At 64.4% G+C, this 22023-nt stretch carries 19 protein-coding genes; 5 read left to right on the forward strand and 14 right to left on the reverse strand.

What is annotated here, in order from left to right:
* Positions 1-212 precede the first annotated feature (212 nt).
* Together ruvA and PCA31118_RS09290 are read left to right on the forward strand one after the other, a co-directional pair.
* Complete coding sequence (gene ruvA / locus PCA31118_RS09285) at positions 213-794, forward strand: Holliday junction branch migration protein RuvA (protein ID WP_044453971.1); 582 nt, start codon at positions 213-215, stop codon at positions 792-794.
* A 166-nt stretch (positions 795-960) separates the two neighbouring features.
* Complete coding sequence (locus PCA31118_RS09290) at positions 961-1869, forward strand: LysR family transcriptional regulator (RefSeq protein ID WP_150624925.1); 909 nt, start codon at positions 961-963, stop codon at positions 1867-1869.
* Between the two features lie 158 nt (positions 1870-2027).
* On the opposite strand, the gene PCA31118_RS09295 is transcribed toward PCA31118_RS09290, so the two are convergent.
* Positions 2028-3347: an MFS family transporter gene (locus tag PCA31118_RS09295; RefSeq protein WP_150624926.1), complete on the reverse strand. Its 1320-nt coding sequence runs from the start codon at positions 3345-3347 to the stop codon at positions 2028-2030.
* A gap of 399 nt (positions 3348-3746) precedes the next feature.
* On the opposite strand from PCA31118_RS09295, the gene PCA31118_RS09300 reads away from it, so the two are divergent.
* Both PCA31118_RS09300 and PCA31118_RS09305 read left to right on the forward strand, forming a co-directional pair.
* Positions 3747-4787 (forward strand): 2-hydroxyacid dehydrogenase, encoded by a 1041-nt coding sequence (locus PCA31118_RS09300; protein ID WP_246190148.1) that lies wholly within the window; start codon positions 3747-3749, stop codon positions 4785-4787.
* A gap of 3 nt (positions 4788-4790) precedes the next feature.
* Entirely contained in the window at positions 4791-5576 is a 786-nt protein-coding gene (locus PCA31118_RS09305) for a GntR family transcriptional regulator (RefSeq protein WP_150624927.1), read from the forward strand.
* On the opposite strand, the gene PCA31118_RS09310 is transcribed toward PCA31118_RS09305, so the two are convergent.
* The 12 genes from PCA31118_RS09310 to PCA31118_RS09365 form a co-directional block, all read right to left on the reverse strand.
* A complete protein-coding gene (locus tag PCA31118_RS09310) occupies positions 5577-7244 on the reverse strand; it encodes an ABC transporter ATP-binding protein (protein WP_150624928.1) in 1668 nt (555 codons plus the stop codon).
* A gap of 75 nt (positions 7245-7319) precedes the next feature.
* Entirely contained in the window at positions 7320-8108 is a 789-nt protein-coding gene (locus PCA31118_RS09315) for an SDR family oxidoreductase (RefSeq protein WP_150624929.1), read from the reverse strand.
* Positions 8105-9685, reverse strand: coding sequence for a class I adenylate-forming enzyme family protein (locus PCA31118_RS09320; RefSeq protein ID WP_150624930.1), 1581 nt, complete (start codon positions 9683-9685; stop codon positions 8105-8107). Before PCA31118_RS09320 ends, PCA31118_RS09315 begins: the two co-directional genes overlap by 4 nt.
* Before the next feature lie 50 nt (positions 9686-9735).
* Positions 9736-10647: an ABC transporter permease gene (locus PCA31118_RS09325; RefSeq protein WP_150624931.1), complete on the reverse strand. Its 912-nt coding sequence runs from the start codon at positions 10645-10647 to the stop codon at positions 9736-9738.
* Positions 10648-10718: 71 nt separating this feature from the next.
* Positions 10719-11711 carry an ABC transporter permease gene (locus PCA31118_RS09330; RefSeq protein WP_150624932.1) on the reverse strand — a complete coding sequence of 331 codons (993 nt, stop codon included), beginning with the start codon at positions 11709-11711 and terminating at the stop codon, positions 10719-10721.
* A gap of 13 nt (positions 11712-11724) precedes the next feature.
* Positions 11725-13374 (reverse strand): ABC transporter substrate-binding protein, encoded by a 1650-nt coding sequence (locus tag PCA31118_RS09335; protein ID WP_150624933.1) that lies wholly within the window; start codon positions 13372-13374, stop codon positions 11725-11727.
* Positions 13375-13481: 107 nt separating this feature from the next.
* Complete coding sequence (locus PCA31118_RS09340) at positions 13482-13967, reverse strand: PaaI family thioesterase (protein ID WP_150624934.1); 486 nt, start codon at positions 13965-13967, stop codon at positions 13482-13484.
* Complete coding sequence (locus PCA31118_RS09345) at positions 13964-14980, reverse strand: quinone oxidoreductase family protein (protein ID WP_150624935.1); 1017 nt, start codon at positions 14978-14980, stop codon at positions 13964-13966. The genes PCA31118_RS09340 and PCA31118_RS09345 overlap by 4 nt, the downstream gene beginning before the upstream one ends.
* Positions 14981-15089: 109 nt before the next feature.
* The gene (locus PCA31118_RS09350) at positions 15090-16196 is read right to left on the reverse strand and encodes a M14 family metallopeptidase (RefSeq protein WP_150624936.1); all 1107 of its coding nucleotides are present in this window, start codon (positions 16194-16196) and stop codon (positions 15090-15092) included.
* Positions 16193-17053 (reverse strand): VOC family protein, encoded by an 861-nt coding sequence (locus PCA31118_RS09355; RefSeq protein WP_150624937.1) that lies wholly within the window; start codon positions 17051-17053, stop codon positions 16193-16195. The genes PCA31118_RS09350 and PCA31118_RS09355 overlap by 4 nt, the downstream gene beginning before the upstream one ends.
* A gap of 411 nt (positions 17054-17464) precedes the next feature.
* Complete coding sequence (locus tag PCA31118_RS09360; protein ID WP_150624938.1) at positions 17465-18259, reverse strand: aldolase; 795 nt, start codon at positions 18257-18259, stop codon at positions 17465-17467.
* A 104-nt stretch (positions 18260-18363) separates the two neighbouring features.
* Positions 18364-19095: a haloacid dehalogenase type II gene (locus PCA31118_RS09365; protein WP_150624939.1), complete on the reverse strand. Its 732-nt coding sequence runs from the start codon at positions 19093-19095 to the stop codon at positions 18364-18366.
* Between the two features lie 108 nt (positions 19096-19203).
* On the opposite strand from PCA31118_RS09365, the gene PCA31118_RS09370 reads away from it, so the two are divergent.
* On the forward strand, positions 19204-20091 hold the full coding sequence (locus PCA31118_RS09370; protein WP_150624940.1) for a LysR family transcriptional regulator: 888 nt from the start codon (positions 19204-19206) through the stop codon (positions 20089-20091).
* A gap of 12 nt (positions 20092-20103) precedes the next feature.
* On the opposite strand, the gene PCA31118_RS09375 is transcribed toward PCA31118_RS09370, so the two are convergent.
* Entirely contained in the window at positions 20104-21876 is a 1773-nt protein-coding gene (locus tag PCA31118_RS09375; RefSeq protein WP_150624941.1) for a ShlB/FhaC/HecB family hemolysin secretion/activation protein, read from the reverse strand.
* Positions 21877-22023 lie beyond the last annotated feature (147 nt).

The following is a 22023-nucleotide window of genomic DNA, read 5'->3' on the forward strand; positions in this document are numbered from 1 at the left end:
AAGGATGCCCCGTCCGCGCTGACACTCGAACGTCGCTCGTTCCCCAGAAATCGCATACGCTTCAAGGGCTTAGCGTTGGCCTGAAGTGTTCGTTTATCCGACGTTGCCCATGCCTGCCGTGTCGCGTACGCAAAGCCGCATGACAAACCCCAAAGCGAATCGGGCGGTTTGCTAAACTTGCCGCCTGTCGAAGTCATTCTCTCGGGGCACCAATGATTGGTCGCATCTCCGGCACGCTGCTGGAAAAGAATCCGCCGCACATCCTGGTCGATTGCCAGGGTGTGGGTTATGAAATCTCGGTGCCGATGAGCACCTTTTTCAATCTGCCGAACGTCGGTGAGCGCGTCACGCTGCTCACGCAGTTCATCGTGCGCGAAGACGCCCAGCTGCTCTTCGGATTCGGTTCGCCGGACGAGCGCAACACCTTTCGCGAACTCCTCAAGATCTCGGGGGTCGGTGCGCGCACGGCGCTGGCGATTCTCTCCGGGATGAGCGTCGCCGACATTGCGCAGGCAGTGACGCTGCAAGAGTCGGGGCGTCTGACGAAGATCCCCGGTATCGGCAAGAAGACGGCCGAACGGCTGCTGCTGGAGCTCAAGGGAAAGCTCGGCGCGCAACTCGGCACGGTCGCGGGCGCCGCTGCGCCGCACGATCACAAGAGCGACGTCGTCAACGCGCTGCTGGCGCTGGGCTACTCCGACAAGGAAGCGCTCGCGGCAGTCAAGACCGTGCCCGAAGGCACGACGGTCTCCGACGGCATCAAGCACGCGCTCAAGTCCCTCTCGAAGGCTTAACCAGGCTTAACCGGGCTTAACCACGCTTAATCAGCTTCGCTCGGGTAATTTCGCGATTGCATCCACGACGCACTGACGCACGGATGCACTGACGCGCCGAAGCACTACGCGCCGCATGGCCGACAGTCGTGCGCACAGGTGCGCGGATCGCTCGCTAGGAGACGGTATGCAACTGCGATGGCTTGAAGACTTCGTCGAACTGGCACGCACGCGCAGCTTCACGCGGGCGGCGGAAAACCGTTTCGTCACGCATCCGGCATTCGGTCGACGCATTCGCGCACTCGAAGAGTGGGTCGGCACGAGACTCGTCGAGCGCAGCAAACCGCTGGAACTCACCGCCGCCGGCACCGTGTTTCTCGATGCGGCCACGAACGCGCTCGACATTCTTCACAGCGCCCGCACGCAGTTGCAGGACGCCGCTCCCACGCTCGAAAACAACCTGAAAATCGCGACCGGCCGCACGCTGGCCGCCACTTTCTTTCCGGACTGGTACGACGAAACCGTCGCGCGCATCGGCTTCTTTACGGCAACGCTCTCGACCGGCGGCGCAGAGGAAGCCATCCTTCGGCTCGCGGCGGGAGAGGTCGATCTGCTCATCGTCTACTCCAGTGCCCACACGCGCCTGCTCATCGACCAGGAACGCTTCGACTGGCTTAGCGTGGCGCGCGAAGTGCTGGTGCCCGTGAGTGCGCTCGATGCCAGGGGGCGCGCCCGGTATCGCTTATCCGCCGGCCCGTCTCCCATTCCATGGCTCGCCTTCACCCGCACGTTGACACTGCGTGCCGTGCTCGCCCGTCATCTGGCGGAGATGCCGAATCGTCCGACGCTCAAACCCGTCTATCAGGCCGATTCATACGAAGCCATTCTCGCGATGGCCAGACGCGGGGCGGGCATCGCGTGGCTGCCGCAACGTCTGGTGGCCGACGACGTGTCGCGCGGCACGCTGGCCATCGTCGGCGGCAAGGACTGGCAGATCGGCTTCGACATTGCGCTATACCGACGGCGTCACCAGCCGCATCACGTGCTCGATGCCATCTGGCAAAGTGCGCGTTCGGCCGCCGGCGACGACGCCTGACAAGCGGGGACAGAAAGGACAAGAAGGATCTGGCGGGCAGGGGACAGCAGAGGTATTTGGCCGTCGTGCGCATGCCCACGCATGCGCACGAGGTATCCGATCGATCCATTGCGCTCAGGGCAGACGCGTTGCTCGATGCACGCGCCCGCCCGTCGCCGTCAATGTTCGTGATGCAAGTACTTCGCCTGACGCGGCAGGCGCAGGCTCACGAGGAACGCGAGCACCATCATGCCCGTCACGTACCAGTAGAACGTCGGCTCCATGCCCGCCTTCTTCAGACCCAGGGCGACGTATTCGGCCGAGCCGCCGAAGATGGCGTTGGCGACGGCGTAGGCCAGACCCACGCCCAGCGCGCGGACTTCGATCGGGAACATTTCCGCCTTCACGATACCGCTGATCGACGTGTAGAAGCTCACGATCGCCAGGGCCAGGCAGATGAGCAGGAACGCGGCGGTCGGGCTTTGCACCGTCTTGAGCGCCGTGAGGATCGGCACCGTGGCGATGGCGCCGAGTGCGCCGAACAGCAGCATGTTGTTACGACGGCCGATCTTGTCGGAGAGCATGCCGAAGATCGGCTGCATGCACATATAGACGAACAGGCAGCCCGTCATGATGTAGCTCGCGGTCTTGATCGGCATGCCTGCCGTGTTCACCAGATACTTCTGCATGTAGGTGGTGAACGTGTAAAAGATCAGCGAACCGCCGGCCGTGTAGCCGAGCACCGTAAAGAACGCGGCCTTGTGATGACGGAAGAGACCGGCGATCGAACCCGCGTCGCGGTTGTTACGGCTCGCCGCGGTCGACGTTTCATGCAGCGTACGGCGCAGCATCAGCGCGACCACGGCCGTGATCGCCCCGACCACGAACGGAATGCGCCAGCCCCATGCCTTCAGTTCCGCTTCGCTGAGCAATTGCTGAAGAATCACGACCACCAGCACGGCGAGCAACTGACCGCCGATGAGCGTCACGTACTGGAACGAGGAAAAGAAGCCGCGACGGCCCTTGAGCGCGACCTCGCTCATGTAAGTTGCCGTCGTGCCGTATTCGCCACCGACCGACAGGCCTTGCAGCAGACGTGCGAACAGCAGCAGCGCCGGCGCCCAGTTGCCGATGCTCGCGTACGTCGGCAGTGCCGCGATCAGCAGCGAGCCGAAGCACATCATCATCACGGAGATGACCATCGAGTTCTTGCGGCCGTTACGATCCGCGATACGGCCAAAAATCCAGCCGCCGATGGGGCGCATCAGGAAACCCGCAGCAAACACGCCCGCGGTGTTGAGCAACTGCGCCGTGGGATCCGAACTGGGGAAGAACGCCGGGGCGAAGTAGATCGCGCAGAAGGCATAGATGTAAAAGTCGAACCACTCGACCAGGTTCCCCGACGACGCCGCCACAATCGCGAATACGCGTTTGCGGACTTCTTCGGGCGTGGGGGGCGTGTTGCCGATTCCGGCATTGTTTGTCGCTGTCTCTCTCATTTCTACTGGCGATGGGGGCATCGCATTAATTACCACGTTTGCAACATGACGCTGACAGGCCCGTGCACCTCACCGGTGCTTCCGATGTGAAGGAATGGGCCATCGCGTCGCGGGGGCGGGCCAACTATAGCGGGTGTCAGTGGGGGCAGACAATGCCCTTGTTATGGATCGATTATTGTGAATATAGAAACAATCGATTCAATTGTTGCGTCGCAGCATGGTGATGACGCCCATGGGACGGACGTCTACGCAGATCCCCTGCTGATTTTGGGAGGTGCTACGGCTTCCGAAAAATGATGAATTCCCATGCAAATTTGTCTGCGGATGGAGGACTTGTGTCCCTTATGCCGGGATGCCAGGTGCATTTCCGGCATCGATTCATAAGCTTTTCGATAACAAATGCTTAGCGCAGCGCGGGGTGGCCGCTACGATGAGATGCCGCTCCATCCTGAAGCCCTTGCGCCATGGCGCGAGGCGCGATCCCCCGAAGTCATGCAAGGCGATACGTTATTGATCAAGTCGGGCGGCGCTGCCGCGCTGACCGAATGGCAGCACCATTTCGCGCGGTTGCTCCCGGGCCTGCGCGTCTACGGCTGGGACGACCCGTTCATCGATCCGCGCAACGTCAAGTACGCGCTGGTCTATCAGCCCGATCATGGGCGTCTCGCGCACTATCCCCGTCTGAAGCTGATTCTGAGCGCTGCGGCGGGCGTCGATCACATCCTCGCCGATCCGGCGCTGCCGGCGAACGTGCCCATCGTGCGCATGGTCACCGACGAGACGCGCGAGCGCATGAGCGACTTTGTGACGTTCGCCGCGCTGGCTATCGTGCGGGACATGCCGGCGCTGGTGGCCGCGCAGCGCGACGGACGTTGGGCCAACGAACTGACGGGACGGCTCGCACGCGACACGCGCGTGAGCGTGCTCGGTCTCGGCGAGCTGGGCCGTGCCGTCGCGGCACGTCTGCAGGCCAACGGATTCCGCGTGAACGGTTGGGCGCGCACACCGAAATCGATCCCGGGTGTGAACGTCTTTGCCGGTGAACCCCAACTCAATGCGCTCCTCGCCGAGACCGACATTCTCGTCAATCTGTTGCCCGACACCGTGGCGACGCGCGGCATTCTGGGCCGCAAGCTGTTTGCACAGTTGCCGAGCGGCGCGAGTCTGATTCAAGTCGGACGCGGCGCGCATCTCGACCGTCAGGCGCTGCTCGATGCGCTCGATAGCGGCCGGTTGCGCTCGGCAGTCGTCGACGTCTTCGATCTGGAGCCCTTGCCACCGGAAGACGCCCTGCGTCGGCATCCGAAGGTGCTTGTCACTCCCCACATCGCTTCGACCGTGTCGTATGCGGCAAGGGCGCGTCAGGTGGCGGATGTGCTGGGGGCACATGCGCGTGGCGCACCGCTGCCGTTCGTCTACGACGTGCACAAAGGATACTGACGCATGTCTCCTGCCTCGCCATCCTCTTCATCCTCACCATCGTCTCGCGTCTCGGCATCGCCGGTCGCGTCACACGACAGCGAAGAAGCCGTCGCGCTTGCGCGAGGCGACGACGCTTACGAACGTATCCGCCACGACGTGCTGACCTGCGTGATCATGCCGGGCGCCGTGGTGAGCGAGGCGGAGCTGATGCGTCGTTACGGCATTGCCCGCACGAGTTGCCGCGTGGCGCTCGTGCGACTGGTTCACGAGGGATTCGCCCGGGCGATTCCGCGCCAGGGGTACCGGATCTCGCCGATCACGCTGGCGGACGTCGAGGAAATATTCACGTTGCGCGCGCAGATCGAGCCGATGGCGGCGCGGCTCGCGTGCGGCAACGTCGACACCGAACTCCTTCAGCGGCTCGACGAAGCGTGCGAAGCGCCGTTCGCGGACAAGCCCATCGATCATCAGATCGAATGGTTCCTTCACACCAACCGCAAGTTCCATCTGACGATTGCCGCGGCCAGCGGCAATGCGCGTCTGTATCGCACGCTTGCCGGGCTGATGGACGACATGGCGCGCCTCGTCTCGCTGGGCTTCGGCGTACAGGGCGTGCGCCCGCGCATCGAACACGATCACGAGAGCATCATCGGCGCGCTGGTCACCGGCAACGCGCCGCGCGCGGAGGCGCTTGCCCGACAACACATCGAGACGTTTCTCCAGCAGACGAAAGAACACGTCTTCGCGAGCCTGTCGGCCTCGGGCACGTGGCTGCCCTACCTCTCGATTGCCGACTTGCGCAAATGATCAGGCGGCCGCCTGAAGTTCGCGGCGTCGGCCCGGAATCGCGTCGAGCAGCGCGCGTGTGTACGGATGCGACGGCGCGCGAAAGAGCGTTGCCGTGTCGCCGTACTCGACCACGCTGCCCGACTTCATCACGGCGAGCGAGTCGCACAACTGCGCGGCGATACGCAGGTCGTGCGTGATGAAAATCATCGATAGCCCGAGATCGGCCTTGAGCCGAGCGAGCAAGCGCAGCACCTGCGCCTGTACGGACACGTCGAGCGCGGACACCGGCTCGTCGGCAACGAGTACTTTCGGGCGCATCGCCAGCGCTCGGGCAAGGCCGATACGCTGACGTTGTCCGCCGGAGAACTCGTGAGGGAAACGATCGAGGGCGTCCGCACTCAGACCGACGAGTTCGAATAGTTCCAGCGCGTGCGCGTGCGCCTCGCGCGCCGGCTCACCGCGTGCGATCGGCCCTTGCGTGACGATGTCGCCCACACGCCGGCGCGGATTGAGCGAACTGAACGGGTCCTGAAACACCATCTGAATATCGAGCGCCCTGCGACGCGCCCCGGCGTCGAGCGACGTGCTGGCGAGGTCCGTGTCGCCATAGAGAATGCGCCCGGCATCGGGCGTCATCAACCGGAGTATCGAGCGTGCGAGCGTCGACTTTCCCGAGCCGCTTTCGCCGACGATCCCCAATGTCCTGCCGTTGCCGACATCGAGCGTGACGTCGCGCAATGCCGCGCTGTGCGCCTGCGCCTTCTTGCCGAGCCATCCGTGCTTGGCGTACGTCTTGTGCACCTGTTCGATGCGTAGGACGGGCGGTGCGGTCTCGGCGACTGCCGGGGCGAGCGCAGGCGCGACGGCCGCGCCCGTGCGCGACGAAGCGTGCAATGCAGGCAATGCAGGCACCGCCGCGATCAGTGTGCGTGTGTATTCGTGCGACGGCTGCGTCAGGATCGTCTGCGCGGTCCCTTGTTCGACGATCTCGCCGTGGCGCATGACCGCCACGCGGTCCGCAATTTCCGCCACCACCCCGAAGTCGTGCGTGATGAAGAGCACGCCCGTTCCCTTGCGTTGCTGCAAGTCGCGGATCAGCGTGAGGATCTGCGCCTGCGTGGTGACGTCGAGCGCGGTCGTCGGCTCATCCGCGATCAGCAACTCGGGTTCGAGCGCGAGCGCCATGGCGATCATGGCACGCTGACGCTGACCGCCGGACAACTCGTGCGGGTAGCGCTTGGCGGCGTCGTTGGGCGACGGGATCTGCACGGCGTCCAGCCATTCCAGAGTGCGCGCCCGAATCGTGCTGCCGGGCAGGCGGGTGTGCGTGCGATAGACCTCGGCGATCTGATCGCCGATGGTGCGCAGCGGATTGAGCGCCGTCATCGGCTCCTGAAAGATCATGCCGATGCGTGAGCCGCGCCAGCGCCGACGCTCTGCCTCGGGCAGCGCCAGCAGGTTGCCCGCGCCTTCCCACGCGATGCGTCCGCCGCTCACCCGTACGCCCGGGGGCAGCAGACCGAGCAGGGTACTGGCGGTCATCGATTTTCCCGAGCCGCTTTCCCCGACCATACAGAGGATCTCGCCGCGCGCGAGCGAGAACGAGACGTCGTGAAGCGCATGCGGACGATCCGCATTGGGCGGCAAGTCGAGCGTGAGGTGTTCGACGTCCAGAAGTGTCGTCATGATGGCGGTCCGTAAGGTTCGCGACAAAAAGGAAAGGTCCCGGAGGAAAGGTCCCGGAGTGGTCTCGGCGCAAGCTCAGAGGCGTTGGCCGCCGCTCGCATCGATGGCCTGACCGGTGATCCACCGACCGGCATCGCTGGCGAGAAACGCCACGATTTGTGCGATGTCGCGAGGCTCGCCAACACGTCCGAGCGCCACCGTCTGCGCAATCGCCTGGCTGGCAACAGGATCGCTGGCGCGCTTGTTCAGTTCGGTTGCGGTGGCGCCGGGCAGCACGGCATTGACGGTGATGCCGCGTGCACCGAGGTCGGCGGCGAGCGAGAGCGTCAGGGCTTCCAGTCCGGCTTTCGCCGGCGCGTAGACGCTCATCTCCGGGTAGGCCGCGCGCGTGCCGATCGATGAGACGTTGACGATGCGCCCGCCGGACTTCAGATGCCCGAGCGCATGCTGGATGACAAAAAACGGCGACTTCAGATTGACTTGCAGCACGCGGTCGAAATCGTCCGGCGTCACGGCGTCGATGCGCGCACGAAGGCCGACCCCGGCGTTGTTCACGAGAATGTCGAACTGCGGCGGTAGGTCGTGCGCGGCCAGCGCCTCGACGAAGCGTTCGACGAGCAGACGCGCGCCGTCCGGCGACGAGAGATCGGCCTGCACGGCGAAGGCGCGGGCGCCACTGGCGCGCAATTGTGCAACGAGCGTTTCGGCGTCATCGGCCGCAGCGTTGTAATGCACGGCGACGCTTGCGCCACGCGAGGCGAGCGCCGTGGCGATGGCGCGTCCGATGCCGCGACTTGCGCCAGTGACCAGCGCGACCTTGCCGTTGAGAAGGATCGGATCCTGGGATTCGGACAACTGACTCATGAGCGGATGACTCCGGTAGAAGACGTGAGAGATGTGAGCGAGGGCGCATGGACTCGTTGGTCGCTCCATGCCTGCGCGGCCTCAAGTGCCCGTGCCTGTTGCAGCAGTGCGTGCCGGTCGACCTTGTTGGTTCCGGCCCACGGCAGCTCGGCCACAAAGGCGACGCGACGCGGGTGCTGATATGCCGGACCGTTCGCGAGCGCGTGTTGCTTGAGGGCGTCGACGCTCAGCGTGCTGCCGGGCTGACGAACCACGAACGCCACCGGCACGGCGGCGCGCTCCTCGTCCGGTAACGGCACAACGCTTGCCTGTCGCACTTCCGGATGGGCCTCCAGCAGCTTTTCCACTTCGACCGGATAGATGTTCTCGCCGGCACAGACGAACATGTCGTCGGCGCGTCCCACGAAGTAGTAAGAGCCGTTGGCGTCGCGACGCATCACGTCGCCGCTGTAGTACCAGCCGTCGTCGAGCACTTGCGCCGACTTTTCCGGCAGACGGTGATAGCCGCGCATGACCGCCGGGTTGCGCATGCAGAGCACGCCCTGATTCGCATCGGGACCGTCGACGAGCTTCACCGCATCCGGCGAGAGCGGATAGCCGAGCGCCAGCGGCGGCAGCGCAATGCCGTCGGGGTGGGAACCAAAGATGCTCGGTCCGGCTTCGGTGGTCCCGTAGCCGTGGTGGATATGGGTCTGTGGGAACGCCGCCTGAATACGGGCGAGCAACGCCGTGCTCATGGGCGCGGAGCCGAGCATCACCCGCTTGAGCGACGACACGTCGCGCCCGGCAAGCGTCTGCGGGTCTTTGACCAGACGCGCGAACATTGTCGGCACGGCGGTCAGCACGGTAATGCGATAGCGCTCCAGCGCGTCGACGTACGACGCCACGTCGAACGACGGCAGGATCACCAGCGTGCCGTTCACCGAGAACGCGCGCTTGGCCATGAACAGCCCGTTCATGTGAAACAGCGGCTGGGCCAGCAGGTAGCGTTCTGTCGCCGGATTCTCGGGGCGCACATAGGTGGCGCCCAATGCCCAGAGTTGTCCCGCGTGCGTGAGGGGTACCCCCTTGGGCTTACCCGTCGAGCCCGACGTGTAGAGCATCTGTGCGACGTGATCGTCGGCGGGACGCACAGAGTCGAAATCCGTCGGCCGGATTTGCGCGGCGAAGCCCGCAGGGCCCGCGTCGTCGAAGTCGATGACGGGCACGCGTGCGGCAAGGGCGTCACGGCGTGCGCCGTCGACGAAGGCCAGTGAGATGCCGGCGTCGTCGATCACGTAGTCCAGGATCTCGCGCGACTGCTTGATGTTGATCGGCACCGCCACGTAGCCCGCGCGCATGATGCCGAAGTAGGCGATCAGGTACTCCGCGCGGTTGAGCGAGGCGATGGCGACGTGCGCGCCGTCGGGCAGACCGCGCGCGCGCAGGGTTGCCGCGACGCCGTTTGCCAGACGGTCGATGTCGGCATGGGTGTAAGTGTGCGGATGGGTGTCGTCTCGCAGGTCGACGATGGCCGTCGTGTCCAGATCGAGAGACCGGTCGACGAGGTCGCCCAGGTTGTGCCAGCGGTGCGTCATAGGATTCGAAGGAACATGGAATTTCGTGAAACAGGGGCGATGGAAAGCGCTCAGCGCTTGCGCAACGTCGGATTCAGGGCGTCGTTCAGGCCGTCGCCCACGAGATTCAGGGCCAGCACGGCCAGCATGATGGCCACGCCCGGCTCGGCGCACAGGTACCAGGAGGAGCGGATCAGCGTGCGGCCTTCACCGATCTGCCGCCCCCAGCTCGCGATGTTGGGATCGCCCAGTCCGAGAAACGACACGACCGACTCGTAGAGAATCGCCCCGGCAACGACCAGCGTGCCCATCACGAGCACCGGCGGCAGCGCGTTCGGCAAGACTTCGCGCAGGGCGATGCGCCACGGCGAGAGGCCGACCGTGCGGCAGGCCTGCACGAATTCGCGCGACTTGAACGACAGGCATTCGGCGCGGGTCAGTCGTGCGATGGCGGGCCATGACACCAGCGCCACGGCGATGATCGTGTTCTCGATGCGCGGGCCGAGAATGGCCACGACCGTGAGCACGAACACCACGTTCGGTACGATCTGAAACAGTTCCGTCACGCGCATGAGGACTTCGTCGATCCAGCCGCCCCACCAGGCGGCCATCGCACCGATCGACACGCCGATGAGCGTGGCGGCGACACTCGCGACCAGACCGATGGCGAGCGTTGCCCGCGCGCCGTGCGCGAGCATGGCGGCGATGTCGCGTCCGAGCGAGTCGGTGCCCAGCGGGTATTGCCACTGTTCCAGGGGCCAGATCTCCGGCGCAGCGACGATTCGCAGCGGGTCGCCCGGATACCACCATCCGGCACACAGGGCGACGATCACGATCAGCGCGAGCATCAGCGCGCCGGCGACGGCGCCGCCATGACGCGCGAATTGTTGCCATGCACGCACGCCGCGCCGTGGCGCACGCGGTAAATCGGAGGCGGCGCTCGCGGTGAGCGCATCGAGAGTGGAGTCGACGGAAGGCGTCATAGCAAAAACCAGTTCGTTTCGACGAAGCGAGAGCATGACAAGCGCATGAGAAGGAGGACGCTACGAGAACATTAAGCAGCGTGCGTACGAATACGCGGATCGAGCCGTGTGTAAATCAGATCGACGGCAATATTCGCGACGATCACCAGGGCGGAGCTGAGTACGAGCAGTCCGAGCACGACCGGATAGTTGCGGCTCATCACGCTGTCGAACAACACGCCTCCGATGCCGGGCCAACTGAAAACGGCCTCGACGACGATGCTGCCGCCGAGCACCGTCCCGAGTTGCAGTCCGAGCAACGTGACGACCGGCAACATCGCGTTGCGCACCATGTGGCGCGTGATGACCGCGCGGCGGGTGAGGCCCTTCGCCTGAGCGGTTCGCACGTGATCCTGTCGCGCCACTTCGAGCATCGAGGCGCGCATGACGCGCGCGTACGTCGCGGCGTAGAAGAGGCCAAGCGTGAGGGCAGGCAACGCGAGGTGATGCAGGACATCGAGCGATGCATGCCATGCCCCCGTGAAGCCGGTGCCGTAATCCATGCCGATGGTCGTCATGCCGCCGACCGGGAACCAGCCGAGCTTCACCGAGAACAGAATGATGAGCATGATGCCGAGCCAGAAGCTGGGTGCGGCGAAGCACGCCACCGCCGCCACCGACACCAGCGTGTCGCGCCACGTATTGACATTGACCGCTGCGATGACCCCTGCAGTCACGCCGACGATGACGGCAATGAGCAGGCTCGCGAGCATCAGCACCAGCGTGGCCGGCAGGTGAGCCATGATGACGTCGAACACCGGCAGGTTGTGGCGGTACGAATACCCGAGATCGAGATGCACGACCGAGTTGATGTAGTGCAGCAGTTGCTGCCACAGCGGCTTGTCCATGCCGTAGGTCACGCGCAAGCGCTCGATCAGCGCGGGGTCGGTCACCTGCTGCTCGGCGGTCATCACGTCGAGCAACGTGCCGGGCACCGACTGGATCAGGCAGAAGTTCATGACGATCACCCCCAGCAGCAATGGCACTGCCTGGAGGACCCGGCGCAGCAGCAGACGCGTCACCATGACAGCCGTCTCCTCAAGACGCGAGCCAGACGTCGGCCAGCGCGTCGCCCTGCACGTTGGCGCTCGTCGTGGCGCTGCGCACGTTGGTGCGCGTGAGCGTGAACGACTCCATCTCGACGAGCGGCACCAGCGGCACGTCCGTCGCGGCCAGGCGTGCGAACTCGTGTGCGAGCTTCTGGCGCTTGGCGTTGTCGGTCTCGACGGTGAGCTTGTCGACGAGCGCATCCATCGCCGGATTCGAATAGCCGGTGGCATTGCGGAACGCCGCACCTTTGACAATGCCGTCCGTGGTGAAGAACTGCGTCACGACCGGCACGAGTTCGAGCGGCGCGGTGAAGTTGGAGACGGCGATGTCGTAGTCGTAATCGCTGTAAATGCGCTTGAGCGCAGTCGCGCGATCGAGCGAATCGAGCTTCACGGTGATGCCGATGTCCTGCAATGCCTGCTTGAGGTACTGCCCGAGCTTGGCGTTTTCTTCGAACCACGCGGCAGCGACCAGATTGACGGAGAAGCGCGAGCCGTTCTTGCGCGGCAGACCGGCGGCGTCGAGCAGCGCATTCGCTTTGGCGGGATCGAAGGGATACTTCGGCACGTCGTCGGTGAAGAACAACGAATTGGTGCGGAAGATCGGGGAGACGGCCGGCTTGCCACGACCGAAGTAGATCGTGTCGATGATGAACTTGCGGTCGATGGCGTGCAGAATCGCCTGGCGCACTTCGCGACGTTTCACGTGCTCGCGTCGCTGGTTGAATTCCGCGGTCACCGTCCAGGCGGCATTCTCGTAGCCGCGGGTGTCGACGGCGACCTTGCCCGTCTTCACGAGCCGGTCGATGTCGCGTGCCGGCACCGGGTTGGAGAAGGCCACCTGCAACTCGCCGGTCTCCAGCGCAGCCGAGCGCGACGCGGGATCGCCCCACCAGCGAATGATGAGCTTTTCGGGGTAGGGCTGGGCCGTGTTCCAGTACTGCTCGTTGCGCGTGTACGCGACGTGGCTGCCGCGCACCCACTGGCCGTACTTCCACGGTCCCGTGCCGACCGGCGTGTTGTTCAGTGGGTTCGTAATGATGTCCTTGCCCGCATAGAGATGCTTCGGCACGACCACCTGATACTGACCGGCAAGGATGGACTTGAAGAAGAACTCCGGTACCGGGCTGGAGAATTCGAGCTTGACGGTATGGGCGTCGGTCGCGCTTACCCGCTTGAGCGACTTCAGCGCAACGCCCGCTGCGATCGGCTTCCAGTGCTCCTGCACGTTGTAGACCACGTCGTCGGCGGTGAACGGTTTGCCGTCGTGCCAAAGCACGTTCTTGCGAAGCGACACCGTGTACGTCCTGAAGTCGGCTGAGGCGCGTACGTCCGTGGCCAGCACCGGCTGGAACGCGAGCTTCTCGTCGATCTTGAGCAGACGCTCGAGAATCTTGGTCGACGTCATGAACGGACTGGAGCCGCCACCACCCGGCACGAAGAGCGCCTGCGGTTCGAGCCCGCCCCAGCTTGCCACGAGCGTGCCGCCGCGACGCGGTACGCCGTCCGCTGCGACGGCGCGCGTGGGAGACACCAGCCAACCCGCGGTGCCCGCGAGCACGGCGGAGGTGGCAGCCAGCGTGCCGCTGGCGCTGCGATAGAGAAACTGACGACGGGACAGGCCCCGGGACTTGCGCATGATGAACTCCGGAAAACTCGGCGCCCGGGCGATCTCGCGAGGCGCCTTCAATCGGCTAGGCCGTGATGGCAGATGGCGCGACCGACGGCTCGGTCCGCCCGGCTTCCTTAATTGGTCGGCAACGTGGCGTAGCTCGCGCGCCCGATGGCGACGAGCGCACCCTTCGCATTGAACAGGTCGACGTCGGCGACCCCGATGCTTTTGCCGAGCCGCCGCACCCGTGCGACCGCGTGAAGATCTGTGTCGATGGCCGGGCGCAAGTAGTCCACGCGAAAGTTGACCGTCGGCAGTCCGCGTCCGACGAGCATGCCGACGGCGAAGTCGCCGACCGTGTCGATGATCGCGGCGAGCGGTCCGCCGTGCCATTGACGCGTGCCTTTACCGCGCTCGAAGGCATCCTGGAACGGGATTTCGACTTCGATGACCTGCGCGTCGTGATCGAGCGACGTCACGCGCATGCCGAGCCAGGCGATGAACGTCGAATGATCGAACGCCTTCTGCACCTGCTCCACAGACAGGGTGGAGGGCGATTGCGTCGATTGCGTCGAATGCGTCGCTTGGGACGTCTGGGATGTGTGGGTCGTCGTACTCATGCGCCCACCAGCACTTTGCCAACGATCTGGCGGTTCTCCAGCGACGCGAGCGCCTTTGCGCCGTCTTCGAGCGGCCACTTCTTGTCCACCAGCACGCGCAGCTTGCCGCTGGCGACCAGATCGAGCAGTTCGTGCAGGTCTTCGCGCTCCCAGCCGTTCGAGCCGCGAATCTGCAATTCGAACGTCCAGATGAAGCGCAGATCTTCCTTCGGATCGAAGCCTGCCGTCGCGCCGCATGTCAGCACTCGCCCGCCCTGACGCAGTGTGCGCAGCGAGCGTGTCCAGGTGTCGCCGCCGGTGAAGTTCACCACGACGTCGACGCCGCCGTTGTTCGCCGCGCCGCGACGGCGCGCGGCCTTGCCGTAGCGCGTGCGCACCACCTCGACGAAGTCTTCCTCGGTGTAGTAGATGATGTCGTCCGCGCCCAGCTCGCGCAGACGCTCGCCCTTTTCGCGCGAACCGGCGCAGGCGATGACTTCGGCGCCGGCCAGCTTGGCGAGTTGCACCGCACACACCCCCACGCCGCCACTCGCGCCGAGAATCAGCACGCGCTCACCGGCTTTGACCTGACCAATGCGCTGCATCATGCGCAGTGCCGTGCCGTAGGCGACCGGCAGCGCCGCAGCGTCGTCGAAGGACACGCCATCAGGCAGTCGCACCAGCTGATGCTCGGGCACGCGGCAGAGTTCGGCCAGCCCGCCGTGCGTCGTTTCGCCGACAAGACCGCCGGTCACGCGATTGATCGGGTCGACCAGTACGCGATCGCCCACGGACCAACCCTGAACGCCGGGGCCGATGTTCGCGATCTCGCCTGCGACATCGAGCCCGATGATGACCGGGAACGGCAGCTTGATGCCGGGCATGCCGCGGCGCGTGAAGACGTCGTGGTAGTTCAGCGACGAGGCGCGCACGCGCAGCACCACTTCGCCTTCGCCCGCCACGGGATCGGGAAAGTCGGTTTCGAATTTCAGGGCGCTGTTGTCGCCGTGTTCACGCAATACGATGGCTTTCATGTCGATTCGAGTGTCAATTTCAGAATGAGCGTCTCCCTCGGGCAGACGCCGATGCTTGTCAAAAAACGGAAAGAGTCAGGTCGTTCTGTACGCTTGCGCGTGCCTGAACCTATGCGCGCGTGGCGAGCCCCTGCAGCGCTTGTGCCGTGATCTGCAACCCATGCGCGAGCACGCTGTTGCGCCACACGGACGAGACGGGCACGAACGCGTCGAGCACGTCGGCGCGCAGTTGGCGATCACGAACGGCGTCGGGGTGGTGCTTGGCGCGCGAGCGCAGCCACTGGTCGAGCCGGTTCGCCTGACTGGCGTTCGAGCCACGCGTGCCGAACTCCACGACCGCTCCGATGACCGAACGTCCCTGGGCAAACTGCTCCACGCCGCGGAACACCAGTCCTTGATAGTCGGGACGCTGCAGCCCGTGCGGGCGCTGGTCCAGCACACGTTCGGCGCCCCACCAGCGAGCGGCTTCGCGCTGCGACTCGCTGCCTTCGGCGTTGAAGCACAGGAAGAATGGTTCGCCGTATTCGCCGATCCCCGTATGCCAGTCGATCAGGCCGATGCGCTGGGCTTGCGAGAGCTCGCGCTCGACAATGGTCTGCAACGTGACGTTGGACCATTCGCGCGCACGGCCGCCATAGATAAGGCCGTCGGCGTGCGTGTACTGACCGCTGGCGAGCGTGTTGAAGAGGGCATCCGGGCCATGCTCGGCGCGAAATGCGTCGATGGCGCGGGCGCTTTGCGCGAGACCTTCGGTTGTCCACTGCGCGGGAATCAGATGCTCGTGCAGCGATGCGTAGTGCGGGTTGACCGGATGCGGTAAACCATGGTCGATGAAGTTGCGATTCAGATCGACGTTGTTTTCCGTGGTACGCGTGGCGTGCGCGAAGCCGTAAGGGTTGATCGCGTGCACGAACGTCACCGCGACGTCGTTCGGCAACGTGTCGGCGGCGTGTGCGAGCCAGGCCGTTTGCACCGCCGAGCCGGCGCCGCCCTCGAGACCGTGCGTGCCGCTGATGGCGAGCAACTGATGCGCCGCGTGCGCTGGCCCGAGACGCGCGACATCCACACTGAGTTCGCTGCCGTCAGGCGCTTTGGCGTCGGGGTGGACGTAGCTCGTCAGGCTCGCGCCCGCACGGTCGGCGGCACTGCGAAAGCGTTGGCGCGCGTCCGCATAGTCGACGCCGAACGCCTGCCACCAGGTTGGTTGTCCGCTCATGCCGCTTCCCCTTCCACGAACTGAAGCGCGACGTGGAAACCGTCGGCTGCGGCGACGAGTACCGAGCCGTCGTCGAGCGTGGTCCACGGCACGCCATTCTCGCGCAGTGTCGCTTGCGTCTGGGCAAGCGAGCGTGTGCGCAGAATCAGTGCGACGCTGCGCTCGCTGCCGTCGTTTGTCGTCTCGACACGGCCGAAGCGCTGCTCGGCTTCTGTCGGCGTGACGAAGTGCACGCGGGCGCGACCGGCGGTGAACGAGAAACCCTTGTCGCCGCTGGCGCTCAGAATGCCGGGGCCGAAGACACGGTCGTAGAGCGCTGCGGTAACGGCCGGATTTGGCGACGCGATCACGAATCCGACGATGTCCGTCACCCCGTTCGGATGGTCGCGCCATTCGTCGCGCCAGACATGCTCGGGGGTGAAGTGGTGGCAGAAGAAGGTGCGGCCATTGCGCACGAGTTCGCTGGCCAGTCGAACGGTGCGAAAGCGGGCGTCCTGCGTGGTGCCGTCGGGCAGGCGCACCGGACGGAAAAACTCGGCGGGCGTTTCCACGCCGATGCCGCGCGCCTGCAATTCGGTGAACAGACCGAGCGAGTCCTGTGTCTTGAAGACGAGACCGGTGAGGCCGAGCGGGGCTTGCGTCACGTCCGGTCGGGCGGTCGATTTGCCGGCTTCGTAACCGAGCAGCTCAAGATAGTTCTCGCCGAAGATCGCCAGATGGTTGCTGGTGCCGAGCGAATGATGACCTCTTTCCGTCAGCGAGAAGCCCAGCCGGCGGTAGGTGTCGACGGATGCTTCGAGTTCGCCCTTGACGTTGATGACGACGTGATCGAGAACCGGTGCGGGGAGCTTGCTCATGCCAGACCTCCAATGCGTTGATGCGGGAAGGAAACGATGGAGGTAGGGTACACAAACGCGACTGAGGCGGTGAGGGCGGTGAGGGTGGTGGCGGCAACGAACACACCCGAAACAGAACGACTGGACACGACAGCTCCCGGCAGAAAATGGACGACTTGCCCATTCTAGAAGCGTGCCGGGGTCAGTCCAACTGATGCTTTTTGCTTTGCTTAGTGCCGCACGTGCGCTTGTGAGCCGCTCACGACAGGTGCGGGGCGATTGTCGGTCTGCTGTTGGCCTGTTGTGTGTCTTTCGTCGGCCCGTGGGCCTTGCTGGGCGGGCGTTCTCACTGGGTGAGATGCCCGCTCCGACCGAATCGTCGGGCGCCTGTTGCGGGGATCTTTCCGGTCTTGCGTTTGTCTTGTATCGGCCTTAGCGGTCGAACGGCACCCCGGCCGCCCGAAGACGGCGCATTGCGCTGTCCAGATGCGCGCGGGCGCTGTGCGGGTCGCCCGCACGCATTTCCGCGGCCGTGCGTCGGGCGATGGCTTCGGCGACCGGTCGCAGCTCGCGCCCGGTACTCATCGCCTTGCATTGCACTTCGCAGGCCCGTTCGAGATAGTAGAGGTCGTCCCAGGCTTCGGCAATGCTCGTTCCTGCGACCATTACGCCGTGATGCTTCATGAACACGATATCGGCGTCGCCCATGGCCGCAGCGATGCGGTCGCCTTCCTCGTTGCCCAGCGCCAGACCGTTGTAATCGGTATCCACGACGGTTCGGCCGTAGAACTTGAGCGCGGTCTGTCCCGCCCAGACGAGTGGTTCGCCCTCGCTCATCGCGAGCGCGGTTGCCCACGGCATGTGGGTGTGAAAGGCGGCGCGCACGCGCGGGTTTGCCTTGTGCAGCCGCGCATGGATGTAGAAGGCCGTGGCTTCGGGCACACCGTCGCCGGCCACGACATGGCCGTCGACGTCGCACACCAGCAGATTCGACGCCGTGATCTCTTCGAACGCCAGTCCGAAAGCGTTGACCAGGAACCATCGGTCGCTACCCGGCAGCATCGCCGAGAAATGATTGCAGATGCCCTCCTCGAAGCCGTGCATCGCAGCGAGCCGGAAGCACGCTGCGAGTTCTTCACGGGCGGTGCGTACGTCAGGCGAATCCAGGTCGATATTGTCGATGTGAAGGGATGCGCCGTTGTTACTCAACGAGAGCGTATGCGCCATGTCGGTCTCCTCGTGTTCACGGGTTCACGGGTTCGCAGGGTCATTCGGTCATTCGGTCGTACGGGCTGAGGAACTGACGTAGCAAAGTCAGTCCGTCACCACCGTCACCACCCGAACGAATCGAATAACGGTACCACGGCGTCGAGCGTGGCGACGGTGGCGTCGGGCGTGTAATCGGGCAGCGGACGGCGGCCCGTGCCGCGATCCACCCACACGCACCGGAACCCGATGTCGCGCGCGGCGGCGTGATCGAGATGGGGGCTGGCGCAGATATGCACCACGTCGTCTTTCGTCACGCCGAGCTGAGCGTGTGCGTAATCGAACAGGCGTCGGTTCGGCTTGTACGCCCCCGCTTGCTGCGCCGTGATGACGCGATCGATGTGCCCGCCCAGTTGTGCGACGTTGCCCGCAATGATGTCGTCGTCCGTGTTCGAGATGATGCACAGCCGGTAGCCACGCGCCTTCAGGGCTGCGAGCGTCGGCACGACTTCGGGAAACGGCGGCATCGCACAGATGTTGCCCGTCAGCACTTCGATGTCTTGCGGCGAGGCTTGCAGCCCGAGGTCCTGTAACGCGAGGCGAAGCCCCTCGCCCGCGACGTCACGGAAGCGGCGATGCGGCGGGCTTTGCTCCAGCGCGTGCTCGTGCCGATCGAAGGTCGCAATCAGGTCTGCCGTCCGGATGTTGTGACCGGGCTTGCTCTGCAGGATGCGTGTGACGGCGTCGCGCAGGCCTTCATCCCACTGAATGAGGGTGCCGTAGCAGTCGAAGGTGAGCCATTGCGCGCGCGTGCTGTGTTGCAGCGAGGCGTTGGGTGAAGCGCAGGGAGAGGACATGATGACGCTCGAAGGAAGTGGGAATGTCGTCAGCGTAGTCATTCGCTTTGATGTTTGGAAATTAAATTAAAATCACCCACTTATCGAACATGTAAATATGGTGCCGCCATGATGGATCTCGGCTTGCTCAAGACACTGGTCGCGGTCGTCGACGAGGGCAGTTTCACGCGGGCAGCGCAACGGGTGCACCGAACGCAGTCGACGGTGAGTCAGCAGATCCGGCGGCTGGAGGACGACGTCGGACGCCAGTTGCTGATGCGCGACCGCTCCGGGGTGAACGTCACCCCGACGCGTCACGGCGAACTGCTTGCCCAATACGCGCGCAAGCTTCTGGCAATCTCGATGGAGGCTGTCGACGCGATGGAGAACGACGCTCGCGTGTCGACGGTGCGAGTCGGGCTGCCGGAGGACATCGATGCGCGCCGCATGGCGGATATGCTGTCGCGGTTCGTGCAGAGGCACCGCGACATTCGGCTGGACATCGTAGCGGGCATGAGCGTCGACCTGCGCGAGCGGCTAAGTGCGGGCGACCTCGAGCTTGCGCTCGTCAAGCGCGAGCCGGGGCAGGGAGATGCATTGATGGCGTGGCCCGAGACGCTGGTCTGGGCGATGGCGGCGAATGCCGACACAGACGAGCTGGCGCATGCGCCGGTGCCGCTCGCGCTATTTCCTCAAGGTTGCATTTACCGCCAGCGCGCGATCCGAAGTCTGGATGCGGCGCAACGTCCGTGGCGCACGGCGTTCGGCAGCCACAGCCTGACGGGCATTCAGGCAGCGGTGTCATCCGGCCTGGGCGTTTCGGTGTTGCCGGAGACGGTGCTGTTGAGCGACCACCGGATTTGCGATGCCTTGCCCCCGCCGCCGCCTGCCGAGATTGCGCTGGTCGAAGGCGGCGCTCCCGCGTCGGCACCGCGTCGCGCACTGGCCGATTTCCTCGCTGCGACGGTGGGCGAGACGTTGGGGTTGACGGTGGCTCAGGGGCCATCAGGTCGTTAGCCCTCCGGACTCTCAGAATTGAGCGGTGAGGGAAAAACCGACGGTGGTGTGCGCAGTCTGGAACGACGAAGGCTTGTAAATTGGCGTGCCTGCAAAGACTTCCCCGGAGACGAACCCGACAGGGAGCCTCGCGCTTGCGCGCATTCCGATGACGGCTCCGGCAAGCTGTGTTCCCGCCAAGTACTGCGCGGAAGGCCCACTCACTCGGCCGTAGTCCACGCCGGCGAATAATGACGTGCCGGACGCACCCAAGGCCCACTGCAACTCGTTTCGCCAATAGAAGCCTTTCTCTGCCGCAAGCGACGATTCTCCGTCGAAGCCCCGAACCGTATAGCGACTGCCGATGGTCAGATCGTCGATGTAGTGAAGAACATCGTTTGTGTATTGGCCATGAAAGGTCGTCACGTACCGAAGCGGCGATTGCCCCAGCGGCAGTGAGAGGTTCGCGTCGAGAACCGCCACACCGAATCGATACGTCGGTGTGCCGGGGCTGGCATTCTCCGACGCCGCCCCCAGCCCGGAGACGCTCTGCCGATACGTCAGGCTGCCGTCGAACTGTCCGGCTCCGACATAGTGGCGATCCACGAAGCCGAACTCGACAAAAGTGTTGTTGCGATACTGCTGATCGATTTCCGTGTCTTCGAGATAACTTTTCCCAAAGCGTTTGCTTAGTCGGATCTGTGCACTGAGTACGTTGCTCTGGCTACGCTGTATGACACGAGACAGCTTGAAGTCGAGGGTCTGTGATTCGCCGCGTGTCGTGAATGTGTCGTTGACCCCGGCGATCTGCTGGTTATAACGATTGGCATAGGCCGAAACCGTGGCAGTCCAGTATCCCCATGGAATCGAATAGAACGCGTTCCACCCGTTCGAGCCGAAACGTTTGTCCGCGAACGCGAGATCGTGTGTCGCACCGACATTAAAAATGTCGTTAAGCCCCAACGGATTGTCGATGCCGAGAGCGACGCTGCCTTGCAGTTTCCCCGTGGCGCGCGAGCCGCCGTTGTCCACCGATGCGACGACGCTCCAGCGTTTCGCACGGTTGACCTCGATGACGACGTCACTCTGCCCGGGCGCGTCGGCCGGCACGATCTGCATGGTCACATCCTGGCTTGCCACGCGCTTCATTTGCTCCAGCCCTTGTTCGAGGTCGCGCAATTGCAGCAGGTCTCCCGGCGATGCAGGGAAAGCAGTGCGCCATGTGCCGTATTGCGATGCATCCGAAAAGCGGATGTCGCGGATCAAGCCCGGTATCAGCGTGAGCCTGAGTGTGCCGGTCGACAGGTCCTGCTCGGGAATCAGAACACGTGTGGTCACATAACCTTTCGACAGGATCAACCTCGTCAGACCGGCCGTGATCGCAGCAATGCCGCGCTGGCCGAGGCATTGTCCACGGTAATGATCGAGCCATTCATGCGCAAAGGCGAACGGGTCGAGTGGCAAAGTCGATGCTCCCGCAGCCTGCGCTCGCGGTGGTAGCGCCGCGGGCACTTCCAGAGAAAACGATGTCACCGCAAAGCACGGAGATTCCTCAGGCAGGGCAGGGAAGCCATCGGCGGCGAGAACTTCGGTGCGTACCGAGGGTGCGTTGACTGCGGCGGCTCGCTCCTGTGCCTGGCGCTGCTGCTCAAGCAGTTGTTGTTGGCGGGCATTGGTCGCCGCCGCGTCCACTGCCGGTGGCGGCGTTTGCGCGACGGCCGCGCCAAAGGGCGTGGAAGACGTCAATGCGATGACAAAAAGCAGACGACGGACAGGCGTGACAAAGCGATACGAAGCGAGATTCATCGTGAAACGTCGAAGGTGATGCCGCCGCGACGGGGCGAGCCGATCCAGACCTGAAGTGTCGGGTCGAAAAGCGAAATCAAGCGTGAAAGGCGTGTCCTGAATCGGACTGCCCAAGGTCAGGCGTCGAACTCTATCATGATCCCCGCT

The sequence above is a fragment of the Pandoraea captiosa genome, assembly GCF_902459775.1.
GTDB classification, from domain to species: domain Bacteria; phylum Pseudomonadota; class Gammaproteobacteria; order Burkholderiales; family Burkholderiaceae; genus Pandoraea; species Pandoraea captiosa.